21 protein-coding genes are annotated in these 22867 nt (G+C 52.2%); 10 read left to right on the top strand and 11 right to left on the bottom strand.

What is annotated here, in order from left to right:
* Positions 1-7 precede the first annotated feature (7 nt).
* The 3 genes from topA to plsY all read right to left on the bottom strand — a co-directional run bounded on the left by topA (position 8) and on the right by plsY (position 4449).
* Complete coding sequence (topA, locus tag ABJM21_RS07800) at positions 8-2602, bottom strand: type I DNA topoisomerase (RefSeq protein WP_348303457.1); 2595 nt, start codon at positions 2600-2602, stop codon at positions 8-10.
* Positions 2603-2713: 111 nt separating this feature from the next.
* Positions 2714-3826: a DNA-processing protein DprA gene (gene dprA / locus ABJM21_RS07795; protein ID WP_348303459.1), complete on the bottom strand. Its 1113-nt coding sequence runs from the start codon at positions 3824-3826 to the stop codon at positions 2714-2716.
* Positions 3827-3855: 29 nt separating this feature from the next.
* A complete protein-coding gene (plsY, locus tag ABJM21_RS07790; protein ID WP_348303461.1) occupies positions 3856-4449 on the bottom strand; it encodes a glycerol-3-phosphate 1-O-acyltransferase PlsY in 594 nt (197 codons plus the stop codon).
* 149 nt (positions 4450-4598) lie between these two features.
* On the opposite strand from plsY, the gene murI reads away from it, so the two are divergent.
* From murI to ABJM21_RS07770, 4 genes are all read left to right on the top strand, one after another.
* The gene (gene murI, locus ABJM21_RS07785) at positions 4599-5411 is read left to right on the top strand and encodes a glutamate racemase (protein ID WP_348303463.1); all 813 of its coding nucleotides are present in this window, start codon (positions 4599-4601) and stop codon (positions 5409-5411) included.
* Between the two features lie 109 nt (positions 5412-5520).
* Positions 5521-6735 (top strand): 5-aminolevulinate synthase, encoded by a 1215-nt coding sequence (gene hemA / locus ABJM21_RS07780; RefSeq protein ID WP_348303465.1) that lies wholly within the window; start codon positions 5521-5523, stop codon positions 6733-6735.
* 46 nt (positions 6736-6781) lie between these two features.
* Positions 6782-7780: a ligase-associated DNA damage response exonuclease gene (locus ABJM21_RS07775; RefSeq protein WP_348303467.1), complete on the top strand. Its 999-nt coding sequence runs from the start codon at positions 6782-6784 to the stop codon at positions 7778-7780.
* Between the two features lie 3 nt (positions 7781-7783).
* Complete coding sequence (locus tag ABJM21_RS07770) at positions 7784-9358, top strand: cisplatin damage response ATP-dependent DNA ligase (protein ID WP_348303468.1); 1575 nt, start codon at positions 7784-7786, stop codon at positions 9356-9358.
* 61 nt (positions 9359-9419) lie between these two features.
* Here ABJM21_RS07770 and ABJM21_RS07765 read toward each other — a convergent pair whose 3' ends face one another.
* The 4 genes from ABJM21_RS07765 to ABJM21_RS07750 form a co-directional block, all read right to left on the bottom strand.
* Positions 9420-9974, bottom strand: coding sequence for a fasciclin domain-containing protein (locus ABJM21_RS07765; protein WP_348303470.1), 555 nt, complete (start codon positions 9972-9974; stop codon positions 9420-9422).
* A gap of 82 nt (positions 9975-10056) precedes the next feature.
* The gene (locus ABJM21_RS07760; RefSeq protein WP_348303472.1) at positions 10057-10773 is read right to left on the bottom strand and encodes an anti-sigma factor; all 717 of its coding nucleotides are present in this window, start codon (positions 10771-10773) and stop codon (positions 10057-10059) included.
* Positions 10766-11335 carry a sigma-70 family RNA polymerase sigma factor gene (locus ABJM21_RS07755; RefSeq protein ID WP_348303474.1) on the bottom strand — a complete coding sequence of 190 codons (570 nt, stop codon included), beginning with the start codon at positions 11333-11335 and terminating at the stop codon, positions 10766-10768. The genes ABJM21_RS07760 and ABJM21_RS07755 overlap by 8 nt, the downstream gene beginning before the upstream one ends.
* A 38-nt stretch (positions 11336-11373) precedes the next feature.
* A complete protein-coding gene (locus ABJM21_RS07750; protein WP_348303476.1) occupies positions 11374-12354 on the bottom strand; it encodes a threonine/serine dehydratase in 981 nt (326 codons plus the stop codon).
* 53 nt (positions 12355-12407) lie between these two features.
* On the opposite strand from ABJM21_RS07750, the gene ABJM21_RS07745 reads away from it, so the two are divergent.
* The 6 genes from ABJM21_RS07745 to ABJM21_RS07720 all read left to right on the top strand — a co-directional run bounded on the left by ABJM21_RS07745 (position 12408) and on the right by ABJM21_RS07720 (position 18097).
* Positions 12408-13625, top strand: a complete 1218-nt coding sequence (locus ABJM21_RS07745; protein WP_348303478.1) for a saccharopine dehydrogenase family protein — start codon at positions 12408-12410, stop codon at positions 13623-13625.
* Positions 13626-14789 carry a carboxynorspermidine decarboxylase gene (locus ABJM21_RS07740; RefSeq protein ID WP_348303480.1) on the top strand — a complete coding sequence of 388 codons (1164 nt, stop codon included), beginning with the start codon at positions 13626-13628 and terminating at the stop codon, positions 14787-14789.
* Positions 14790-14962: 173 nt separating this feature from the next.
* A complete protein-coding gene (locus ABJM21_RS07735) occupies positions 14963-16162 on the top strand; it encodes a type III PLP-dependent enzyme (RefSeq protein WP_348303482.1) in 1200 nt (399 codons plus the stop codon).
* 72 nt (positions 16163-16234) lie between these two features.
* Entirely contained in the window at positions 16235-16663 is a 429-nt protein-coding gene (locus ABJM21_RS07730) for an MAPEG family protein (RefSeq protein WP_348303484.1), read from the top strand.
* A 21-nt stretch (positions 16664-16684) separates the two neighbouring features.
* Positions 16685-17119, top strand: a complete 435-nt coding sequence (locus ABJM21_RS07725) for an MAPEG family protein (RefSeq protein WP_348303486.1) — start codon at positions 16685-16687, stop codon at positions 17117-17119.
* 18 nt (positions 17120-17137) lie between these two features.
* A complete protein-coding gene (locus tag ABJM21_RS07720; RefSeq protein WP_348303487.1) occupies positions 17138-18097 on the top strand; it encodes a carbon-nitrogen hydrolase family protein in 960 nt (319 codons plus the stop codon).
* 10 nt (positions 18098-18107) lie between these two features.
* On the opposite strand, the gene ABJM21_RS07715 is transcribed toward ABJM21_RS07720, so the two are convergent.
* Genes ABJM21_RS07715 through ilvD form a run of 4 tightly spaced genes read right to left on the bottom strand, consistent with a single transcriptional unit; the run spans position 18108 to position 22867 of the window.
* Entirely contained in the window at positions 18108-19319 is a 1212-nt protein-coding gene (locus ABJM21_RS07715) for a class I SAM-dependent RNA methyltransferase (RefSeq protein WP_348303489.1), read from the bottom strand.
* Entirely contained in the window at positions 19316-20719 is a 1404-nt protein-coding gene (locus ABJM21_RS07710) for an NAD(P)H-hydrate dehydratase (protein WP_348303491.1), read from the bottom strand. The genes ABJM21_RS07715 and ABJM21_RS07710 overlap by 4 nt, the downstream gene beginning before the upstream one ends.
* Before the next feature lie 5 nt (positions 20720-20724).
* Positions 20725-21165: a hypothetical protein gene (locus ABJM21_RS07705; RefSeq protein WP_348303493.1), complete on the bottom strand. Its 441-nt coding sequence runs from the start codon at positions 21163-21165 to the stop codon at positions 20725-20727.
* Positions 21146-22867 (bottom strand): dihydroxy-acid dehydratase, encoded by a 1722-nt coding sequence (gene ilvD / locus ABJM21_RS07700; RefSeq protein WP_348303495.1) that lies wholly within the window; start codon positions 22865-22867, stop codon positions 21146-21148. The genes ABJM21_RS07705 and ilvD overlap by 20 nt, the downstream gene beginning before the upstream one ends.

Raw genomic sequence — 22867 nt, 5'->3', positions numbered from 1 at the left:
ACCTTCATTACTCCGCCTTAGCCTTCGCAGGCGCTTTCTTTTTGGCCACAGGTTTCTTTTTGGCCACAGGTTTCTTCTTTGCCGCCGGCTTTTTCTTAGCTGCAGCCTTCTTCTTGGGCGCCGCCTTCTTTTTCCGTTTCTTCGCCGGACCTTTGGCCGCACGATCATCAATCAACTGCGCCGCTTCTTCCAGTGTCAGTTGGTCCTTATTGACGGTTTTCGGTAAGGACGCATTGGTTGTGCCATCGGTGACATATGGGCCATAGCGGCCATCCATCAGTTTGATTTCTTCCTCAGTGCGTGGGTGTTTACCCATGATCTTGAGTGGCTCAGCACCCCGGCGGCCACCTTTGCCATTTTTGGCAGCATCGGCGAGCTTCGCGACGGCAGCATTCATGCCGATTTCAAACACTTCCATCGTGTTTTCAAGTCGTGCGGATTTGCCGTCATGGCTCAAATAGGGGCCATAGCGGCCGATTTGTGCGTTTACTTCTTTGCCTGATTCCGGATGCATACCGACTTCGCGAGGCAGCGAGAGCAATTTCAAAGCCCATTCCAGGCCAAATTCTTCCGCCGGTACATCTTTCGGGATCGAGGAGCGTTTGGCTTCCTTGCCCTCGCCGCGCTGGACATAGGGACCGAAACGACCAACCATTTTGGTCACTTTCTCATCCGTATCCGGATCAACGCCCAAATCTTCCGGACCTTCATCCGCATCGGCATTGGCACCGCCACCTTGCGCAAAACGCCGGGTGAACTTGCATTCGGGATAGTTGGAACAAGCGACAAAGGCACCAAAGCGGCCGCCACGAAGGGCTAACTTGCCTTCGTTACAGCGCGGACAAAGGCGCGGATCGGTTCCGTCTTCTTTTTCCGGGAACAAATAAGGTTCAAGAAATTTGTCGAGTTCAGCGGTGACTTCGGACGGCAATTTCTCCATGACTTCCGCCGTCTTGGGCTTGAAATCATGCCAGAAGGCTTCGAGAATTTTCTGCCATTCTGCACGTCCGCCGCTGACGTCATCCAGCTCGTCCTCAAGCCCTGCTGTATATTCATAAGCGACATAGCGCTGGAAAAATCTTTCGAGAAATCCTGTTAAAAGCCGCCCGCTTTCCTCTGCAAAGAAACGATTTCCTTCGGTACGGACATAAGCGCGGTCTTTCAGCGTCTTGATGATCGAGGCATAGGTGGAAGGACGGCCAATGCCGAGCTCTTCCATTTTTTTCACCAGACTGGCTTCGCTGTAACGCGGCGGTGGCTGGGTGAAATGTTGATTGGCTTCGACCGATTTTTTCGCCGGACTATCGCCTTTAGACATGGCCGGCAACAAGCCACCATCTTCATCTTTCTTGTCGTCGCGCCCCTCTTCATAAAGAGCCATGAAACCGGGAAATTTCACAACTTGACCCGTAGCACGCAGTCCGGTTTGGCCCGCACCGTCAAGCATTTCGACGGTGGTGCGTTCCAGACGCGCTGCCGCCATTTGGCTGGCCATGGCACGTTTCAGGATCAGGCTGTAAAGTTTGGCATGATCGCCGCTGCCCATCGTATCTCGGGTAAAACTGGTAGGCCGGATGGCTTCATGGGCCTCCTGCGCATTTTTGGCTTTGGATTTATAGATCCGCGGACTGTCAGGAACATAGCTGGCGTCATAGCGATCGGATATCGCTTTGCGCGCGGCAGAAATGGCGCTGCCATCCATCTGCACGCCATCAGTACGCATGTAGGTAATGCCGCCATCTTCATAGAGCTGCTGGGCAATCCGCATCGTATGACTGGCCGAATAGCCGAGTTTACGGGCCGCTTCCTGTTGCAAGGTCGAGGTTGTAAACGGCGGCGGCGGGTTGCGGGTAAGCGGCTTGGTCTCGACGGTTTCAATCGTGAACAGGCCGTTTTCCACCGCTGTTTTGGCAGCCGTCGCTTCGGCTTCATTCGACAGGTCCATTTTGCCGAGCTTTTTGCCCTGGTGAATGGTGAGCCGTGCTTCAAAAGCCTGACCGCCCTGCTCCATTTGCGATGTGACGGACCAATATTCCTGCGGGTTAAAGACTTCTATTTCGCGCTCACGTTCGACAATCAGACGCAGAGCCACCGACTGCACGCGACCAGCAGATTTCGCTCCGGGCAGCTTGCGCCACAAGACCGGTGAAAGCGTGAAGCCCACCAGATAATCGAGCGCGCGCCGCGCACGATAGGCATCAATCAGATCGTCATCCAACGCTCGCGGATGCGCCATGGCTTCGGTGACGGCGGATTTTGTGATGGCGTTAAAGGTTACGCGGTCGACCTTTTCGGGAAGCGCTTTCTTTTTGCGCAAAACTTCCTGCACATGCCAGCTAATCGCTTCCCCTTCGCGGTCAGGGTCGGTCGCGAGAATGAGGCGCGTGGCTTTTTTCGAAAGGTCCGTAATCGCCTTAAGCTGCTTGGTCTTGTCCGCATAAGGCTGCCACAGCATGGCAAAACCATCATCAGGATCAACAGAGCCATCTTTGGGCGGTAGATCACGGATGTGGCCGTAAGAGGCCAGCACCTTGAAATCTGATCCCAGATAATTTTCGATTGTTTTCGCTTTGGCGGGTGACTCAACGATTACTAATTGCATAATTTCCGATTTTCATTTGTCTCACGTACACACGCGAGGCTGGAACACAGATTGGACGTTCGTCAAGCACTTGATAAACGAAATTGCCGTTTAGCTTAATTTTATAGGATTTCAACTGGGCAAACTTACGCGGGCTCCGGCGTGGCGTGTCAATCGACCTGCAAGTTCCAGTTCCAGCAGGATCATTTGCACGGATGCAGCGGATAGGCCAGATTGCCTCACCAGTTCATCGATGGACACTGGCGTTATGCTTAGCAAATCGGTCAGGAACTGGCGGGCGGCATCATCAATGTCATCTGCTTGCGTTTCCCTCAGTGCCGAGGAATCCTGAGATGTATCAAAAAGATCATAACGAATATCCGCGCCCGCCGCATGGTCATCGAAATGACTGATCAATTCCAGAACATCCTCTGCTGATTGGATCAGGATTGCGCCTTCCCGGATCAAGCCATTGCACCCTCTGGAGCGCGGATCGAGCGGAGAACCGGGGACGGCCATAACATGACGCCCGGATTCAGCGGCTAATCTTGCGGTAATGAGTGAACCTGATTTTGGAGCGGCTTCGACGACCACTGTGCCCTTTGAAATGCCAGCTATAATGCGGTTCCGATAAGGAAAGTGACGGGCTTTTGGTTCTGTTCCGGGTGGTTGCTCTGCTAGCAGCAAACCGTCCTCCGCTATTTTTTGCTGTAGCTCTTCATTTTCGGGCGGGTAATGAACGTCTATACCGCCAGCGATAACAGCGATGGTTGATTTCGTGATCGCGCCCTGGTGCGCTGCGGTATCTATTCCCCGTGCTAGACCGGATACAACCGAAATGCCTTCAGCCATCAAGCTGTTGGCCAAATCCCTTGCGAAACGACAAGCAGCTGCGGATGCGTTGCGCGCACCGACAATGGCAACTGTGGGGTGGCTGAGCAGCGCCAAATTGCCGCGCCAGATTATGGCTGGCGGGGCATTGCTTAATTCCGCGAGCAAATAGGGATAATTGGGATCACCGAGAAATAGATATTTCGCGCCGAGCTTTTGCACATTGTCCATTTCCCGTTCAATCGCAGCGCGGTCGGACAGACGCGGCGCCCTGCCACCGCCTCTTGCCGCCAGTTCAGGCAGCATTTCCAGCGCGTTGGCTGCCGAGCCATAGCGACGGATGAGTTGGACATAGCTCACCGGGCCGATATTGGCAGATCGAATCAACCGAAGTCGATCAAAATTATCTTTCATGATGCGTACCGTTTAACGGTTAGGGGAAATCAGGACGATCCGACTTTGGGTTCTTCGCCCGCCATCAGGCGCTCGACATTAGCGCGGTGCTTCCAGATTACAAGCAGGGCAAATCCGATAAACATAGGTATCCATGAATAATGCCCAACTATAACCGCCGCTATCGGTACAGAAATAGATGCAAGCATGCCGCCAACCGATGAATATCGTAATATTAACAGGGTTCCGAGCCACACAACGGCAAACACTATTCCCAATATAGGATCCAAAGCAGCAACTATACCGAGTAAGGTCGCAACCCCTTTGCCACCTTTGAACTTCAGCCAAACCGGGTAAAGATGCCCCAAAAACGCGCCCATTCCCGCCAGCACGCCCAATCCGCTGTCAAAATTCGCCGCAACAAACACCGCTGCGGCCCCTTTGCCAACATCCAGTAACAATGTCAGCGCCGCAACAGCCTTATTCCCCGTCCGCAAAACATTGGTCGCTCCGATATTACCGGACCCAATTTCCCGAAGATCTCCGCCGCCCGTTAACTTTGTTAAAAGAAGGCCAAACGGTATTGCCCCCAGCATATAGCCAAAGAACACAGCCAAAATCGGTTCAATCCACATGGATTGCATCGTACCAAATCCCCTTTGATTTCCGTGGGCTATCTGTAAGAAAGCGTTTCGGCAAGGCTTTTGCGTTGTAAAAACCGGTAAGATCAACCAGTTGTAGGATCAGTCGAGACAGTTGATGCTGTGAATTAACCATGTGTAAAGGTGCTGTGATGTCAGGCAATCGAACAAAAGCGACTGATCCACTTTTGTTTTTCGACACCGGTGTTGGCGGGTTGTCCATCCTGCGGGAAGCGCAGAAATTGCTACCTACTGCACCCATCATATACGCAGCTGACTATGCCGGCATGCCCTACGGCATGAAATCTGAAGAAGAGCTTTCCACCCGTATCCCCCTGCTCTTGGGCCGCCTTGTCGAACGTTACAATCCTCAATTGGTTACTATCGCATGCAATACTGCCTCCACCATAGCGCTTGACGTTGTTCGATCCGTCCTGGACATACCTGTTGTCGGGACAGTGCCCGCCATAAAGCCAGCCAGTCAGATGACAAAAACCGGTGTGATTGGTCTGCTCGGCACCCGTGCCACGATCCGTCAGCCTTATGTCGACCGTCTAGCTGCCGAATTTGCTCAGGATAAACAGCTACTGCGCTTTGGTGCTCCTGACCTAGTGAATGCAGCAGAAGCCAAATTACGGGGCGAAGCACCTAATCAAGAACTTGTCGATGCGGCCGTTTCTGGACTAACAGATCAACAGCATGGTGACGAGATCGACACTGTTATATTAGCCTGCACGCACTTTCCTTTGGTGCAAGAAGAGTTGCAAAAATCTTTTGTTAGACCCATTCAATTTATCGATGGATCACAAGGGATTGCGAGACGAATTACCTATCTCACTGGTGAAACAAATTGGCCAGAAACCGCTGAAAACGGCACCTTTGTTACAACCGGCACACTATCTCAACTAGAGCCCTATCGTAAGACGCTTGATGAATTTGGTCTAACAAAATTAGAAGTACTCTAGCAGAACGCCTTATTGCGAATGGTTCGCGCTGGAAATTCTGCAAAAAGGTCGTTAATGGCCGTTTCAGAGGGATCGCTTGGTAAAAGAATGACACAGGGAATGGTGTAACGTGAACTACGATAAGGTTTTTTCTCAAGCGATTGACCGCCTTCACAGCGAAGGCCGCTATCGGGTTTTTATCGATATTTTGCGGAACAAAGGCACTTTTCCAAACGCCCGCTGCTTCGCTCATCACAATGGGCCAAAGCCAGTAACTGTCTGGTGCTCCAATGACTATCTTGCGATGGGGCAACACCCCGATGTGATTGCAGCAATGGAAGAAGCACTGCATGATGTCGGTGCTGGTTCGGGCGGTACGCGCAATATTGGCGGCAATACCCATTATCATGTACAGCTCGAGAGCGAACTGGCTGATCTTCACGGTAAATCCGGCGCCTTGTTGTTTACCTCTGGCTATGTTTCTAACGAAGCGACGCTTTCGACACTGACCAAAATCCTGCCAGGCTGCATAATTTTTTCAGACGAACTCAACCACGCTTCGATGATCGCAGGCATAAAAAATAGCGGCTGTGAAAAGCGTGTTTTCCGGCATAATGACTTGGAACATCTCGAAGAACTTCTAGCGGCCGAAGATCCAAATGCACCTAAATTAATAGCGTTTGAGAGCATCTATTCGATGGATGGCGATGTGGCTCCGCTTCACGCCATTTGTGATCTTGCTGATAAATATAACGCTCTCACCTATTGCGATGAAGTCCATGCTGTAGGCATGTATGGTGAACATGGTGGCGGTATTTCCGAGCGCGATGGCGCTGCTGACCGTATCACTATTATCGAAGGCACCTTAGCGAAAGCCGTTGGTGTTATGGGAGGCTACATCACAGCTGATCAAAAAATCATTGATGTGATTCGATCCTATGCCCCTGGATTCATCTTTACTACTAGCCTGTCACCCGTTCTGGTTGCCGGTGCGTTGGCAAGTGTCCGCCATCTAAAACAGTCTAACGCAGAGCGCGATGGCCAACAGGCGGCCGCTCAGACGTTGAAAGATATGTTCTCCGATGCTGGTCTGCCCGTTATGGGATCCACAACCCATATTGTGCCATTGCTAGTTGGCGACCCGATCAAAGCCAAAAAAATCAGTGATATTCTGTTGGCCGAATACGGCGTTTATGTGCAGCCAATTAACTATCCCACAGTACCGCGGGGATTGGAGCGATTGCGCTTTACTCCAGGACCAGTCCATTCCGAAGAAATGATGGCTGACTTGACCAAAGCTTTGGTTGAGATCTGGAGCCGGATGGAACTGCAACTCGCAGCTTGATCTCGTTTCGCTGGAACTTTTTTGTTTTTCAACGCTATAAATGGGCATGACCACCGCAGCCCATTGGATAGAACCGTATTCCCACGGCATTTATGTAAAACCAGCAGACGCATGGATTGATCCGTCTCGGGCGGTCAAACGTGCTTTAGTGACCCACGGTCACGCGGATCACGCACGTGGCGGCCATGAGAAAGTTTGGGCTACTCCAGAAACCCTAGCGATCATGAATCTTCGCTATGGCATCAGTTCCGGGGAGCCGGTAGCCTATGGCGAAGGCTTTGAGCTTGGCGGGGTAAAAATCAGTTACCATTCAGCCGGCCATGTTCTGGGTTCAGCGCAAATATTGATGGAATATCAAGGCGAGCGTGTTGTTGCGACTGGAGATTATAAGCGGCGAACTGATCCTACTTGCGCTCCATTTGAAGTCATTCCATGTGATATTTTTATAACCGAAGCCACGTTCGGGTTACCGGTATTCAAACACCCTGACACAGCTGTCGAGATCCAGAAGATTTTGTCAGCAAAAAATAGAAATCCCGATCGCTGCATCTTGGTGGGTGCTTATGCTTTGGGTAAGGCACAACGGGTTATCGGCGAGCTAAGAACAGCAGGATATCACGATCCAATATACCTCCATGGTGCTTTGGAAAAAATGTGTCACCTGTATCAGGATTTGGGCGTTAACCTGGGAGATATCCACTCGGTTATGGAAACAGAAAAGGAGGTAATGCGCGGGCAAATCATAATAGCCCCTCCCTCCGCCCTGAATGATCGCTGGAGCCGCCGGTTGCCTGATCCGATAACCGCCATGGCTTCAGGTTGGATGCGGGTGCGGCAGCGGGCTCGCCAGCGCAATGTCGAGTTGCCACTAATCATGTCCGATCATGCGGATTGGGACGAACTAACCCAGACGATCAAAGATGTCTCTCCATCCGAAACTTGGGTGACCCATGGCCGGGAAGATGCCCTAGTGCATTGGTGTGCGCTCAATCAAATGAAAGCGAGAGCGCTAGAAATGGTTGGACGTGAAGAGGAAGATGATTGAACTATGCAGGCTTTCTCAGACCTTCTTGATAACCTAATCTATACCCGATCTCGCAATGGCAAGTTGCGACTGATCAGCGATTATCTGAAACAGGCTCCTGATCCCGACCGTGGATGGGTACTTGCCGCACTAACCGGAGAGCTTGATTTTCCAACCGTTAAGGCATCCGCAGTGCGCAATATGGCGATGGAGCGGGTTGACGAGACCCTCTTTCGATTAAGCCGTGATTTTGTTGGTGACACTGCCGAAACAGTGGCACTAATCTGGCCCGAAAATATCGATCAATCGGTCAACACGATGCCAACTGTCAGTCAGATTGTAGATGAATTGGCTACTGTCAGCCGGGCCGATGCGCCAGTACTACTAGCCAATTTCATGGACCATATGGGTCCTAACGAACGTTACGCATTACTAAAACTTGCAACAGGCGGATTGCGGGTCGGCGTTTCTGCAAGACTTGCTAAAACCGCTTTCGCTCAGGCTTTTGATATGGTTGTCGAAGATGTTGAAGAAGTTTGGCATGCTATCGCTCCTCCCTATTCCGAATTATTCGACTGGGGAGAAGGCAAGGCTGATCGTCCGGATTTAACCGGAATTCCTTTTTTCAGACCATTTATGTTGGCCCATCCCTTGGAGAATAAAACACTTGATCTGATGGATTATGTTGCTGAATGGAAATGGGATGGTATCCGCATTCAAATTGTTGGGACCGGACAAGATACCCGACTATTCAGCCGCGGCGGTGATGATATTACATCAGCCTTTCCAGACGTTGCACAAGCATACAAATCAGTGGCCGTTGTGGACGGTGAGCTATTGGTACGCGGGGAATTCCAAGGTGGCGAGGCAGCGAGCTTTAATGCTCTTCAACAAAGGTTAGGGCGTAAAAAGGTCTCGGCAAAAATGTTGGCAAAATACCCCGCATTTGTCCGCCTGTATGACTTTCTATTTGATGGTGAAATCGACCTGCGCGAACAAAGTTGGACTGATCGCCGTGAAAAACTGGAACTATTTGTACCCAAATTGAATCCCGAGCGGTTCGACATATCCAAATTATTGGAAGCGCGAGACTTTGACCATCTCAGTGAAATTCGCGAGGGCGCGCGCGACGCAGCGATCGAAGGCGTGATGCTAAAGCGCAGAGATAGTCCCTATATATCGGGCCGTAAAACAGGCCTGTGGTATAAATGGAAGCGCGATCCCTTAGTCGCCGATTGCGTGATGATGTATGCGCAGCGCGGATCGGGCAAAAGATCATCCTTCTATTCTGACTATACTTTTGGGTGCTGGACAGAGGATGGAGAACTATATCCGGTCGGGAAAGCCTATTCAGGATTTACCGACGAAGAGCTAAAGATGCTCGACCGGTTTGTTCGGCAAAATACGCTCAATCGTTTTGGGCCGGTTCGTGAAGTCGAAAAAACGATGGTGTTGGAAGTCGCGTTTGATTCAATTCATGAAAGTAAGCGCCATAAATCAGGTTTGGCGATGCGTTTCCCAAGGATATCAAGAATCAGGCTCGACAAACCGGCGGCTGAGGCAGATCAGATTGCAACGCTTAAAAAGATGATCACTTAGAAAAAAAAGACCTGCAGAACCGAAGCTCTGCAGGTCAATTGGGGGATCGACATTTCAAAAATTAAGGCATAACAACCGTATCAATTGCGTGGATAACGCCATTTGATTGGTTCACATCAGCCATCACAACCTTTGATGTGCCGCCTTTTGCATCTGTAAGCATCAAAGAGCCATCGCTTCCCATTGAGGCTTTCAGAACGCCGCCTTGAACCGTTGGGATTGACGCGACGCCATCTGGTGCCTTCTTGATCAAACCCATTACATCCTTCGCTTTGAAGCGACCGGATACGACGTGATAAGTCAGGATTGAGGTTAATGTCCCTTTATTCTCTGGCTTCACTAGCGTTTCAACTGTGCCAGCAGGGAGCTTTGCAAACGCAGAATTCAGCGGTGCAAACACCGTGAAAGGACCATCGCTTGAGAGCGTATCGGCGAGATCAGCGGCTGTTACTGCAGCTACCAGAGTTGAGAAATCATCGGTGCTGACGGCTTTTTCAACAATATTCTCTGAAGACATTTCAGCATGATGCTTCATCGCATAAGCACTGCCACCGCTTACAAGCGCGAGCGAACCGACCAGGGCGACAGCGACTTTGGGAAAACGAACATATTTCATGGGGGTAACTCCTAAAAATTTATATCCGAAGCTGGATATGCGAGGAGTTACGGGGTGAGTTTTGCAACGGATGCAAAATTGTTCAAATAATTGTTATTTTCCCGCTGGCAACTGGTTCTCCCGTCTGTTTAGCGTGGGGTGTTTCGGATGGGGGTTCCATTGAAAGTTGTAATGTTGCCGTGGAGTTGATTAATTCGCGGTGGTCGCTGGGTACGGTCATCTGGCTGATGCCGTCGCGACCTATTTGGCCCAGGGAACGGGGTATGCCGTCGCTGCCGACAATCCATAGTTCCGGGGCGGTTTCGGTTTCCGGCATGCCGTTTACGTCGACCCGCATTTCGGCCGTTTCAGGGTTGTAGGATACCGCGAGGACGAGGCCCTCAATGTCTCCGGTTAGTTGCGCAACCGCTACAGATTGGGGTTCGGAAGTTGGCGCAAAGGTGCCTGGACCGACAATAAGTGCAAGCGCCAGACAGGCGGCCAGTGCACCTGAGACAATCGCTCCGGTGCGCCAACGTTTCATTTGAACCACGGCGCCATCAGACGAACCGCCATCCAGACGGCTTTCTATACCGGCCCAAACAGAGGACGCCGGCTCAACCTCTTGAAATTCCTGGAACATCGGATCGACCCGCTGGTTCCAATCATCAACTATCCGTGCAAATTCTGGGTCAGACAATTGTTTGCGCAGCGCCACCGCCTTTTCTTCACCATCAAGTAGGCCAAGCACCAGCTCAGCCGCTAGGGTTACATCATCTGGCGCTTCGCCATCCTTTCGTGGATCTGTTTCTTCAACCATCGTCCATGCAATCCTTCAAACGCTTCAATCCCCGGCGAACCCAGCTTTTTACCGTCCCTAACGGCGTGCCTAACTTCTGTGCCAATTCATTGTAGCTATGCCCTTCAAAGAAAGCTGTTCGGATCACGTTGCGCTGCCGTGCTTCCAAACTATCGAGGCATTTGTTTAAAATATCCGCACCTTCCTGCTTTTCTAACCTTTCCAATGCACTTTGTTCATCCGCTGCCATGTGCTTTATGGCATCATCCGAAACCATCACCCGATTGCCACCTGATCGTTTCCGATCAATTGCGGTATTGCGAGCTATTGTCGCCAGCCATGTGATGGGACTGGCGCGCCGTGCATCAAACCGCCGTGCATTGCGCCAAATTTTGACATAGGCATCCTGCAACGCATCTTCCGATGCCTGGCGATCATTTAAGATACGGAGACAAACGCCAAAAAGTTTCGCCGACGTCAGATTATATATATCCTGAAACGCCAGACGGTCACCTCCGGCGGCCTGACCGATAAGGTCAGAGAGCTGCGCACGGGCGCGATCTGTTTCATTGGTTTGGGGCATATTCTCCGCAGCAGAGACTATGACAATTTACCAAAGATTCAAGCACCTATTATCGCAACAAACCTTTCCGGATCGACATTGCCGCCGGAAATTGTAATCACTGTTCTGTCAGTCACAGCGGCTTTGCCCGACAATATCGCAGCCAATGCCACCGCTCCGCCAGGCTCCACGACCAGACGCAATTTTTCAAATGCAACCCGCATCGCATGATGCACTTCTGCCTTGGTCACGGCCACAGCATTGGCGTTACGTGCTTTCAGAACATCAAAGGTCAGGGGCGAAACCAATAGGGTCTGTAAGGCGTCACATTCTGTTGGCGGCGGATTGTCCTGTACGGGAACAATGCTGCCGCCTTCCAGCGAGCGCTTCATATCGTCCCAGCCTTCCGGTTCGACAACTGTTATAGCGGCCTCAGGATTGACCAATGATATACCGGAAGCCAGCCCGCCACCGCCACAGCAGGCCACCAGGTGATCGGGAGGTGCTCCCACCTGAGCCATCATCTGTTCCCGAATTTCGACACCGGTGCTGCCCTGCCCTTCAATAATCCACGGATCATCAAAGCTGGGAACCACAACCGCGCCGCGTTCGCCGGCCAGTTCTGCCGCCAGTTCTTCCCGGGAATCAGCCAGACGGTCATAGGTGATCACCTCCGCACCCAACCTCTTGGTATTCTCCAGTTTCGCCAGCGGGGCATCGGCAGGCATAATGATCGTCGCCCTGACCCCAAGTCGCTCAGCCGCCCAGGCCACACCCTGCGCATGGTTACCGCTGGAAAAGGCCACCACACCGCACTTGCGTTGTTCTTCTGTGAGATCGGTCAGACGATGCCATCCGCCGCGTATCTTGAAGGCACCGATAGGTTGCAAACATTCTGCCTTGCACCAGATTGTCTGGCCGTCGACGGTCAATGGCAATAGAGGCGTTTTCGGAAGAATATCGGAAACCTTGCCTGCGGCCCGTTCAACCCCCGCTGCACTTGGTTTGCGGGTCGGGTCCAAAAGTAATTGCTCTGTCATGGCGTCCTTCTATATGCGGTTACTCGATTCCTCTAGCAAAATGAGTGTGCGATATGAGCAAGGTTCTGGTGATTGGTGCAGGCGGTGTCAGTTCAGTGGCAGTGCACAAGATGGCGCAGCTGATAGCCGCAGAAACAGGTCCGTTTTCCGAGATCATGCTGGCCAGTCGTACGGTTTCCAAATGTGAGGCCATTGCCGAGTCCGTGAAAGAACGGACGGGCGTATCTATTGAAACCGGCCAAATCGATGCGGATGACGTACCCGCCATGACGGCGCTGATCGAAAAGGTGCAACCTGCCCTAGTGGTCAATCTGGCGCTACCCTATCAGGATTTGCCAATCATGGACGCGTGTCTGGCCACGAAGACGGATTATCTCGATACCGCCAATTATGAACCACGCGATGAAGCCAAGTTCGAATATAAATGGCAATGGGACTATCAGGATCGCTTCAAGGATGCCGGGATCATGGCGTTGCTCGGGTCGGGCTTTGACCCTGGCGTAACCTCCATATTCACGTCATGGCTCAAGAAGCACCATTTCGATCGGATCGACACGATCGATATATTGGATTGCAATGGCGGCGATCATGGCCAGCATTTCGCTACCAACTTCAATCCCGAAATTAATATCCGCGAAGTGACCGCTCCTGCCCGTCATTGGGAAAATGGCGAATGGGTTGAGACACCTGCTCTATCCCATAAACAGGAATTTGATTTCGAGGCTGTTGGCCCGAAGAACATGTATCTGATGTACCATGAAGAGATTGAATCCCTCAAAACCCATATTCCGGAGATCAAGCGCATTCGCTTCTGGATGACCTTTGGTGATGCCTATCTCACCCATCTGGAAGTGCTGCAAAATGTCGGCATGACTCGTATTGATCCAGTCAAGTATGAGGGCCATGAAATTATTCCACTGCAATTTTTGAAAGCGGTATTGCCCGAACCAGCGAGCCTTGGCGAAACGACCAAAGGCAACACCAATATCGGGGTGATTGCGACCGGCGAAAAAGGTGGTGTCCAGAAAACCCTTTACGTCAAAAATATCTGCAGCCACGAAGCCGCGTTTGAAGAAACCGGCAATCAGGGAGTGAGCTACACAACTGGCGTGCCAGCAATGATTGGATCGGCGCTGATGTTGTCCGGGCAATGGAGCGGCGATGGAGTCTTCAATATGGAAGAATTTGACCCTGATCCGTTTATGGAGATGCTGAACGAACATGGCTTACCTTGGACGCTCGAAGAGCTTGACGGGCCCTTAGCATTCTAGATGGAAACCAAGGCAGGCGATCCCGGCGCATTTGCGCATTTTGATCTGGCGCGGGTTCCCTCGCCTTCCTTTGTCGTAGATGAAGCGGCTGTTCGTCTGAACCTTGAGATATTGGCTGATGTAAAGGCGCGGTCCGGTGCGAAAGTGCTGCTTGCGCTTAAAGCTTTTTCTATGTGGTCCCTGGCACCGCTGATCGATCAATATCTCGACGGTTTTTGCGCGTCCGGGCTTTGGGAAGCGAAGCTCGCCAGTGAGCATTTTAAAGGCTCTGTCAGCACTTACTCACCTGCCTATAAAGCGGACGACCTTGTCGAGATCGCTGCCCTGTCTGATCATGTCACGTTCAACAATCCGGCCCAGATTGAAAGATGGAAAAGTGAAGCTGTCTTGAGTCTCGATGACTGCGACATTGGTCTGCGTTTGAACCCTGAAATTGCGCTGGGTGAAACGCCAAAATACGACCCTAGCCAACAGCATAGTCGATTGGGATTTCCGGTGTCGCAGCTACAGGCGGATCATTTCAACGCTATTTCCGGCATTCATTTTCACAATCTTTGTGAGCAGAATTTCGATGCATTGGAACAAACCTGGGCCAAGATCGAACCGCTGATTGCTCCCTATTTTGATCAGCTCGATTGGATCAATCTGGGCGGCGGTCATCATATCACGCGGGATGATTATGATCGCGAAGAGCTGTTGCAATTCCTGTCCAACTTAAAAGCGAACTCCGGCTGCGAAATTTACCTCGAACCGGGTGAAGCGGTCGCGCTTGATGCCGGGATATTGGTCGGCGAGATACTGGACCTATTCGAGAACGGTATGCCCATTGGTATCACGGACCTGTCCGCCACCTGCCATATGCCGGATGTTATTGAAGCGCCATATCGTCCTGCCATGCTTGGAGAAGCCAATGACGGGGAAGCTATCAGACTTGGTGGACCAAGCTGTTTAGCCGGCGATATTATCGGCGACTATCAGCTTCCGGAACCTGCGCATGTTGGCCAGCGGATCGCGTTTCTCGATCAGGCCCATTATTCGATGGTCAAGACCAATACGTTTAACGGTGTGCCCCTGCCCTCCATCTGGCTGTGGAATAGCGAGACTGATGATCTGCGCTGCGTGAAGCAGTTTGACTGGACCGAATTTCGGGATCGGTTGAGCTAAAATCTCGCAAAAATTGTTGCATCGCAACAAATCTCCGCATTTGTGCCATATTTATCGGCCATAGAGACTTTACAGATTGTCACATCGGCCATATAGCCGCCTCCGCTGCCCCATGGCACTTGTGATTCCGCAAGGCAGCTCAATCGATCTTAAAATCTAGGGGGTCCCTTGAGTTGCACAATTTCCATGATGCGCAGGAGCTGACGAAGGCTCTTTGCCCCGACATTCCAGTATTACTGAACCGCCCGCACGCTGCGCGACGCGCGGCACGTTACTTTGTCGAGCAATTTCCCGGCAAGTCTCTTTACGCCGTTAAGGCAAACCCCTCGCCTGCCCTTTTGCGGTTGTTGTTCAGTGAAGGCGTGACCCATTATGATGTCGCGTCAATTGAAGAGGTGCGCCTGGTTCACAGCACGCTGCCCGAAGCGGTTTTGTGCTTCATGCATCCGATCAAATCGGAAGCGGTGATACGCGAAGCCTATCATGATCATGGCGTTCGCGTGTTCTCGCTCGATTCCATGGAAGAGCTTGAGAAGATTGAACGCGCCACAGATCATGCCGAAGACTTGACGCTTTGTGTTCGGATCAAGGTTGCTTCGGAATTTGCGCAGATCAGTTTGGCTTCAAAATTTGGCATTGATGTCCATGACAGCAAAGCACTGTTGATGCGTGCGCGTCAGGTGGCTGATGTGCTGGGAATTTGTTTCCACGTCGGCAGTCAGGCGATGACGCCGCTTGCCTATGTTCATGCTTTGGAACGCGTCCGTACGGTGATTGTCGAGGCATCCATTACTGTGGATATCGTCAATGTCGGCGGCGGCTTTCCGTCTATCTATCCGGATATGGCGCCGCCTTCGCTGAACCACTATTTCAGTGCGATTGATCGGACGTTTGAAGATCTGCCGATCAGCTATTCGGCTGAACTTTGGTGTGAACCGGGGCGTGCGCTGGCGGCGGAATATAATTCGCTGATCGTCAAAGTGGAACAGCGGCGCGGGAATGAGCTGTATATCAATGATGGCGCTTATGGCACTTTGTTTGATGCTGCTCATATTGGCTGGCGTTTTCCGGTTCAGCGGCTTGGCAGTTGTTCCGATGATGCTGCAATGACTGAATATAGCTTTTATGGCCCGACCTGCGATGACATGGATCATATGGCCGGACCTTTTGTGCTGCCCGAAGATGTGAAGGCTGGCGACTATATCGAAATTGGCATGCTCGGCGCTTATGGATCAGCGATGCGGACCAAGTTTAACGGCTATGGATCGATTGATGACTATGATGTCGCGGATGAGCCAATGGCCAGCGTCTATGTCGGCGAGAATCTTGATCGGACGGACCGTGAGAATGTTGTATCCTTCCCCGGCGCCTAGTGGCCCGATTAAGTTGCATTTGACAATTTACAATATGTGACGCAGGTTCCGCCCAATATTTGGGAGGATATCATGAGCACTGCGATATTGGCACCAGCAGCTTTGCTGGTCATCTGGTCAATCTTCATGCTTTTCTGGATGGCCGGGACACGGCTTCCGGCAGCTAAGAAAATGGGCATAGACATCACGGCAAAGCCGGGTGGACGCGGGCCTGATATTGATCCGAACATGCCGGACAAGGTCGCGTGGAAGTCCCACAATTATACCCATTTGATGGAACAGCCGACGCTATTTTACGCGACAGTCATCATATTGGCGGTTGCGGAGGCCGGGACCGGAATCAACCTTTGGCTGGCCTGGGCCTATGTCGCACTGCGGATCGCGCATAGCATCTGGCAGGCGACGATCAATCTCGTGAATGTGCGCTTTCTGCTGTTCGTGACATCGACAATCTGTCTGCTGATCATGGCAATGAATGCATTTTTCACGACTTTTGTGTGATCTTTTTTGGGGGGAATAACAATGGAAAATAGTCCTATTCTACAGCCTGTCGTGGCGCTTATCCTGTGGACGATGCTGATGTGGCTGTGGATGTATGTCACGCGCATTCCGGCGATGAACAAAGCGCAGGTCGATCCGGACAAGCTGAGCCGGGAATCCACCGCTGGCGGTCTGGACGCTCTGCTGCCACCGGAAGTGCAGTGGAAAGCGCATAATTATAATCACCTGCTAACCGAGCCAACGTTGTTCTACGCCGTGTGCATTGTCCTGGCGCTTGTCGGACAGGGCGATGGCCTGAACCTCACTATCGCATGGGCCTATGTTGGCTTGCGGGTCCTGCACAGCTTGATCCAGGCGACGGTGAACAAGATCATGTACCGCTTTTTGGTATTTGCATTGTCGAGCTTGTGTATTATCGCTCTGGCCATCCACGCAGCGCTTGCGGTGTTCCACTAACCAGAAACGGTCTTTCCCATGCCCAATCTTTTGAATGTCGCAATAGTCCAGGCGGCACCGGTTCTCTTGTGCATAGATAAGGGCATAGACCAAGTTGTGGGGTTGGCGCGCAAAGCCAGCGACCAGGGCGCACAGCTTGTTGGATTTGGAGAGACGTTTCTCGGCGGCTATCCGATTTGGCTTGATGAAGCGCCGGGAGCCGCTTTGTGGGATCATCCGGGTAGCAAGGCGCTGCACCGCATCCTGATGGATCAGGCGATTGTCGAAAATGACCCACGATTGGCGCCACTACAGGAACTGGCGGACGCGAAGAAGCTCTGCATTTCCATCGGTGTGCATGAACGGTTGCGCTCCAGCCTGTATAACAACCAAATGCTGTTCCGCCCGGACATGCCGGTGCTGAATCACCGTAAACTAGTCCCAACCCATGGAGAACGCTTGATCTGGAACCGCGGTGATGGCTCGACCATCAACGTGCATCAGGCCGATTGGGGCCGGGCGGGGAACCTCATTTGCTGGGAACATTGGATGCCACTCGCACGAGCGGCAATGCATAATTTGCGGGAAGATGTCCATGTTGCGGCCTGGCCTACGGTGCGCGAAACCTATCAGATTGCTTCGCGCCATTATGCATTTGAAGGGGGATGTCATGTGCTAGCCGCCGGCACCCTACTGCATCGGGATGATTTGCTCGCAGGTCTGAAACTGGTCGGCGGAAATGCCGAAGCACTCGCCTTGTTCAAGGAAATCCCTGACGCCCCGCTGCAATTTGGCCAGAGCATCATTGTCGCTCCCGATGCTACTGTGCTCGCAGAAGCAGGCGATCAGGACACCATATTAACAGCTCAGATCGATCTGGATGCCAGCAAGGAAGCAAAGGCAGCACTGGATGTTGACGGTCATTATTCCAGAGCAGATGTGTTTGACCTGACGGTTGATACGCGATCAAAAGCCGGTGTGAACTGGTCTGACGACTAGCAACAACAGGCTATTTCTTCGAAAAGCTAGAAACCAGTTCCACATGAGTAGACCATAGAAACTGTCCCACCGGCCACAACGCATCCAGCTTGTAACCGGCATCACAAAGCTGTTTTGCATCGCGAGCAAAACTCGCTGGATTGCAGCTTATATAGCAGACCTTGGGGACACCTGACTGCGCGATTTGGGCAATCTGATCCCGTGCACCGGCACGCGGCGGGTCCAGTATCACAGCACCAAAACGGTTTAATTCTTCCGGACTAAGCGGGCGCCTGAACAAGTCGCGATGCTCGGTAAATATCTGACGACCAGAGAGATTTGCCGCCATTTTTAGGGCGCCGATGGCATCACGAGACCCTTCGGCAGCATAGACCTTACGATTTTCGCCCAGCGCGAAGGTGAATGTACCCAGGCCAGCGAACAGATCGGCGACCAATTTGGTATCACCAACGGTTTCTAGCATTGCCGCCACCAACGCAGCCTTACCATCATGTGTCGGCTGCAAAAAGCTGTTATGCGGCAAAGCCACCGCTATTCCGTTAAATGTGACCGTAACCGGATCCGGCTCCCACTGGGTTTCCGGCCCATAGCCATTATCAACGGACAGGCGCGCCAGACCATTGGTCTGAGCAAAGGCCGCCAGACCCTCTCGCTGCTCCAAATTTTCCGGTTCATAATTTTTGATACACAGATCAACACCTTGATCAGCGAGGCTCATCTCGACATTCATATCGTGCTTACGCCGTGCCACCGTTTTGAGAAAATCTCGCAAAGGTCCAATTGCTGCAAAAAGCTCCGGTCGCATGATTTCACATTGCTTGAGGTCAACAATCCGGTGACTGCCTGCGCCACTGAACCCCAGTTTGAAGGTTTTGCCCATCATTGCAGCCCGCAAGCTCGCGCGGATACGGCTTTTCGGTTTCGAAATCTGCGGCGGATGCAATGTTCCGACGCTTAGCCCCTGCCCCTCCAGCGCGTAGGCAACGCGATCAATTACAAATTGCGCGTAGCTTTCGTCATCCAGCTGTTGGAGGCTGCAGCCTCCGCATTCCTTAAAATGCTGACAAGGCGGCTCGACATGATGTGGTCCCTTTATCAGGCCGCCATCTTCATTCAGCTGGTCTAGGGGCGCAGAAAAGGCGACATGGCGGCCATCAGCGGTCACACCATCCCCTTTGGCTGCGACGCGCAAAATGACATTCGGATCGGTTTCAGTGCTCATAGGCACTCTTGTAATGCTTTCGGGATATGATCAATCAGTATCTCGGGCGAAAAACTTGGTCCAGCAAGTGCGGCCGCCCGACTATGGAGCCATTGACCCTGTTTTGCGGCCAGAAAAGCATCCTTCTCATTCGCAAAACGCGCGGCGATCATGCCCGCGAGAACGTCTCCAGTTCCGGCTGTCGACAGCCAACTGGGTGATGATTGCGCCACAGCAACATCACCCTCTGGATTGGCTATCACACTATCGCTGCCTTTATGCACGACAACAGCGCCGCTATCGGTAGCCAGTTTTACTGTTCGATCAGTCTTAGCTGTCTCACTATCGTCGGATATTGCCGCAAATTCTCCGGCATGGGGTGTTACTATCACGGGCAATGATCGATCATTCAGGCGACTGGCCGCACTTTTTCCCAAAACAACCAAAGCATCGGCATCCAGCAAAACTGGCTTTTTACTATCCAGAACCAAATCCAACAAATTTGCAGCGGCGGCATCACGACCCAGGCCCGGTCCAACAACGATCACACCGATTCTTTCATCTGACAATTGCGCGCGCAGTTGATCCAGTCCTTCATAGGATTCCACCACGATACTGTGATTAGGCGACGAAAAATTGGAACTGGCGAATATCTTCACATAACCGGCCCCCGATTGCTGCGCCGCCAAGGCGGTCAGTTTGGCCGCCCCCTGCATCTTCCCGGCGATGACGGCGACCAATCCTCTTGTATATTTATGATCAAGCTTTGCAGGTGGATTTATAGTAGGGCGTTCAAGCAAGCATATTTGCGAGGCGGCATGAACGCCAATATCAACACCCACCAAATCACCCATGATCGTAGAGGCTGGAGCCAGATAATGGGCGGGTTTAAATGCCCCTAGCGCGATGGTCAGATCATATTCCGAGACAGGGTTCAGCATCGATCCCGTATCGGTTTTAATACCGCTCGGTAGATCAATCGCTACCCGTCTATGCGCGCCGTCATACAGCCGTTGATAGTGGTTCAATAGGTTGCCAGTAACGGGCCGTTTCAACCCCGTACCAAACAAACAGTCTACAAACTGCATCTCCGGTTTGGCATCTTCCAAAGCCAGCATCTCTCCCTGCCAAAGGGATTTCGCATTTCGCGCCGCATCAGTCGTTGGCTCTCCACTGGCTGCAACTTTAACCACCGCGCCTTTTTCCAAAAGGGTTTGAGCAATAACATAACCATCGCCGCCATTATTGCCCGGACCGCATAATACCAATGTTGGTATATGCGGCGCAGACCGCCAGATATAGTCGGCAGCGCCCCTACCGGCTCGGCGCATCAGTTCGATAACCGACGTGCCGCTGTCGATTAAACCCCGCTCAGCGGCCTGCATTTCTGTGGCTGTAAGAATATGCCCATTATTGAGCATCGTCCCTAATTCCCGGCTTGTGGTGCTGGCTCATCAGCTGCATTGGCCGCATCAGCTGTGTCAGCGGTCTTCATTCGTGCCGTCATGAGATATTTGTCCGAACCCACGCTCACCAAAATCTTGTCATCTTCGACGATTTCAATCGTGGCTTTCTCTGAACCATCGGCGGCTTCCAGTCCGCGGCCATCCGTGAGCACCTTAAAGCGGCGAAAACCGCCATCAGGATGCCTGACGATCATGGTAACACCATTTTCACCAGATAATCGCTCGGTTTGACAGCCTGCGGTAAAATTACTGTCGCCGTTGATGGCACATTTGATGCTCCCATTGTCAGCGGCTTGGGCTGCCGCACTTTCCTCTGCTTCCGCCAAGACTGCGTTGTCGGGCTTCCCGCAGGCGGTTACCAGCAATAGGGCAGCACAAGTGCTAAATATCCGCATAGACATGTTTTTCTGCTTTCGCTCCAGGGTGAGTCACAGCCCCCTTATAGGCCGGACCGACATTTTGCGCATAACGCCATAATGCACCTGCCCCATAATCACTCACATGCGGTTTGAAACGTGAACGCCTTTCTTCCAGAGTTTTCTCATCAACTTCCAGGTCGATTATGCCAGCTTCGGCATCGATATTGATGATATCGCCGTCTTCTACCAAGCCAATCGGGCCGCCATCGGTTGCTTCGGGGCCGACATGCCCGATACAAAAGCCGCGTGTAGCGCCAGAGAAGCGGCCATCGGTAATAAGAGCGACTTTTTCGCCCATACCCTGACCATAAAGCGCTGCGGTTGTTGCCAGCATTTCGCGCATGCCCGGACCGCCTTTCGGACCTTCGTTGCGAATGACAATCACCGAGCCTTCTTTAATTGCGCGTTTTTCAACGGCGGCAAAGGCATCTTCCTCACATTCAAATATCTGAGCTGGGCCGCGAAATTGCAGTCGTGCCATGCCCGCAACCTTAACAATCGCGCCTTCCGGAGCGAGCGAGCCTTTCAGGCCAACCACACCTCCGGTTTCGGTAATCGCATTCTTCACATCATATATAACCTTCTGGTCACTATTCCATGTAATCTCTTCTATATTTTCACCAAGCGTCTTGCCGGTAACCGTCATGCAATCGATATTTAGAAGATCATTTTCCATCATGGTTTTCATCAGCATATAAACGCCGCCAGCATTGTGCATGTCTCTCGCGACATATTTCCCACCAGGTTTCAGGTCAGCCAGATAGGGCGTTGATTTAAAGGCTTCTGCCACGTCAAATAGGTCAAAATCGATGCCCGCCTCGCTCGCCATGGCTGGCAGATGGAGCGCGGCGTTGGTTGACCCCCCCGTTGCGGCCACAATACGCGCGGCATTAACAAAGGCGTCTCTGGTACAGATATCACGCGGCCGAAGATTCCATTCGATCAGGTCCATAACCTGACGTCCTGCCGCGACAGCCATCGCATCGCGGGTTTCATAAGGCGCTGGAGCCATGTTGCTGTTCGGCAACGATAATCCAATCGCTTCGGCCACACAGGCCATGGTATTGGCAGTAAACTGGCCGCCACATGCACCATGTCCGGGGCAAGCCACTTTCTCGAGTTCGATCAGTTCCTGCAATGGGCAGTTTCCGGCACTATGTTGTCCCACGGCTTCAAAGACATCGACAACGGTGACGTCTTCATCGTGGAACCGGCCCGGTAATATGGAGCCGCCATAGACAAAAATCGACGGCACATTCAGCCGCAGCATTGCCATCATCATGCCGGGCAGGCTTTTGTCGCACCCAGCATAGGTCACCAATGCGTCGTAGCAATGGCCGCGCACGCTGACTTCCACCGAGTCAGCAATGACTTCACGCGATATGAGCGAGGATTTCATCCCCTGATGCCCCATGGCAATACCATCGGTCACAGTGATCGTATTGAACCGGCGCGGCGTACCGCCCGCTTCAATAACGCCTTCTCTTGCCATATCAGCCTGCGCATCCAGCAAAGTGTTGCAAGGCGCGCTGTCGTTACCGGCAGAGGCTATGCCGACAAATGGTTTTGCGATATCTTCCTCAGTCATGCCCATCGCGTAATAATAGCTGCGCTGTGGCGCCCGCTCTGGGCCAACACTGACATGGCGGCTGGGAAGATTGGATTTATCGAAGGTCCGGGTCAT

The sequence above is a fragment of the Parasphingorhabdus sp. genome (assembly GCF_039977335.1).
In the GTDB taxonomy this organism is placed as follows: domain Bacteria; phylum Pseudomonadota; class Alphaproteobacteria; order Sphingomonadales; family Sphingomonadaceae; genus Parasphingorhabdus.
This window is presented reverse-complemented; position numbering and strand designations above follow the sequence as displayed.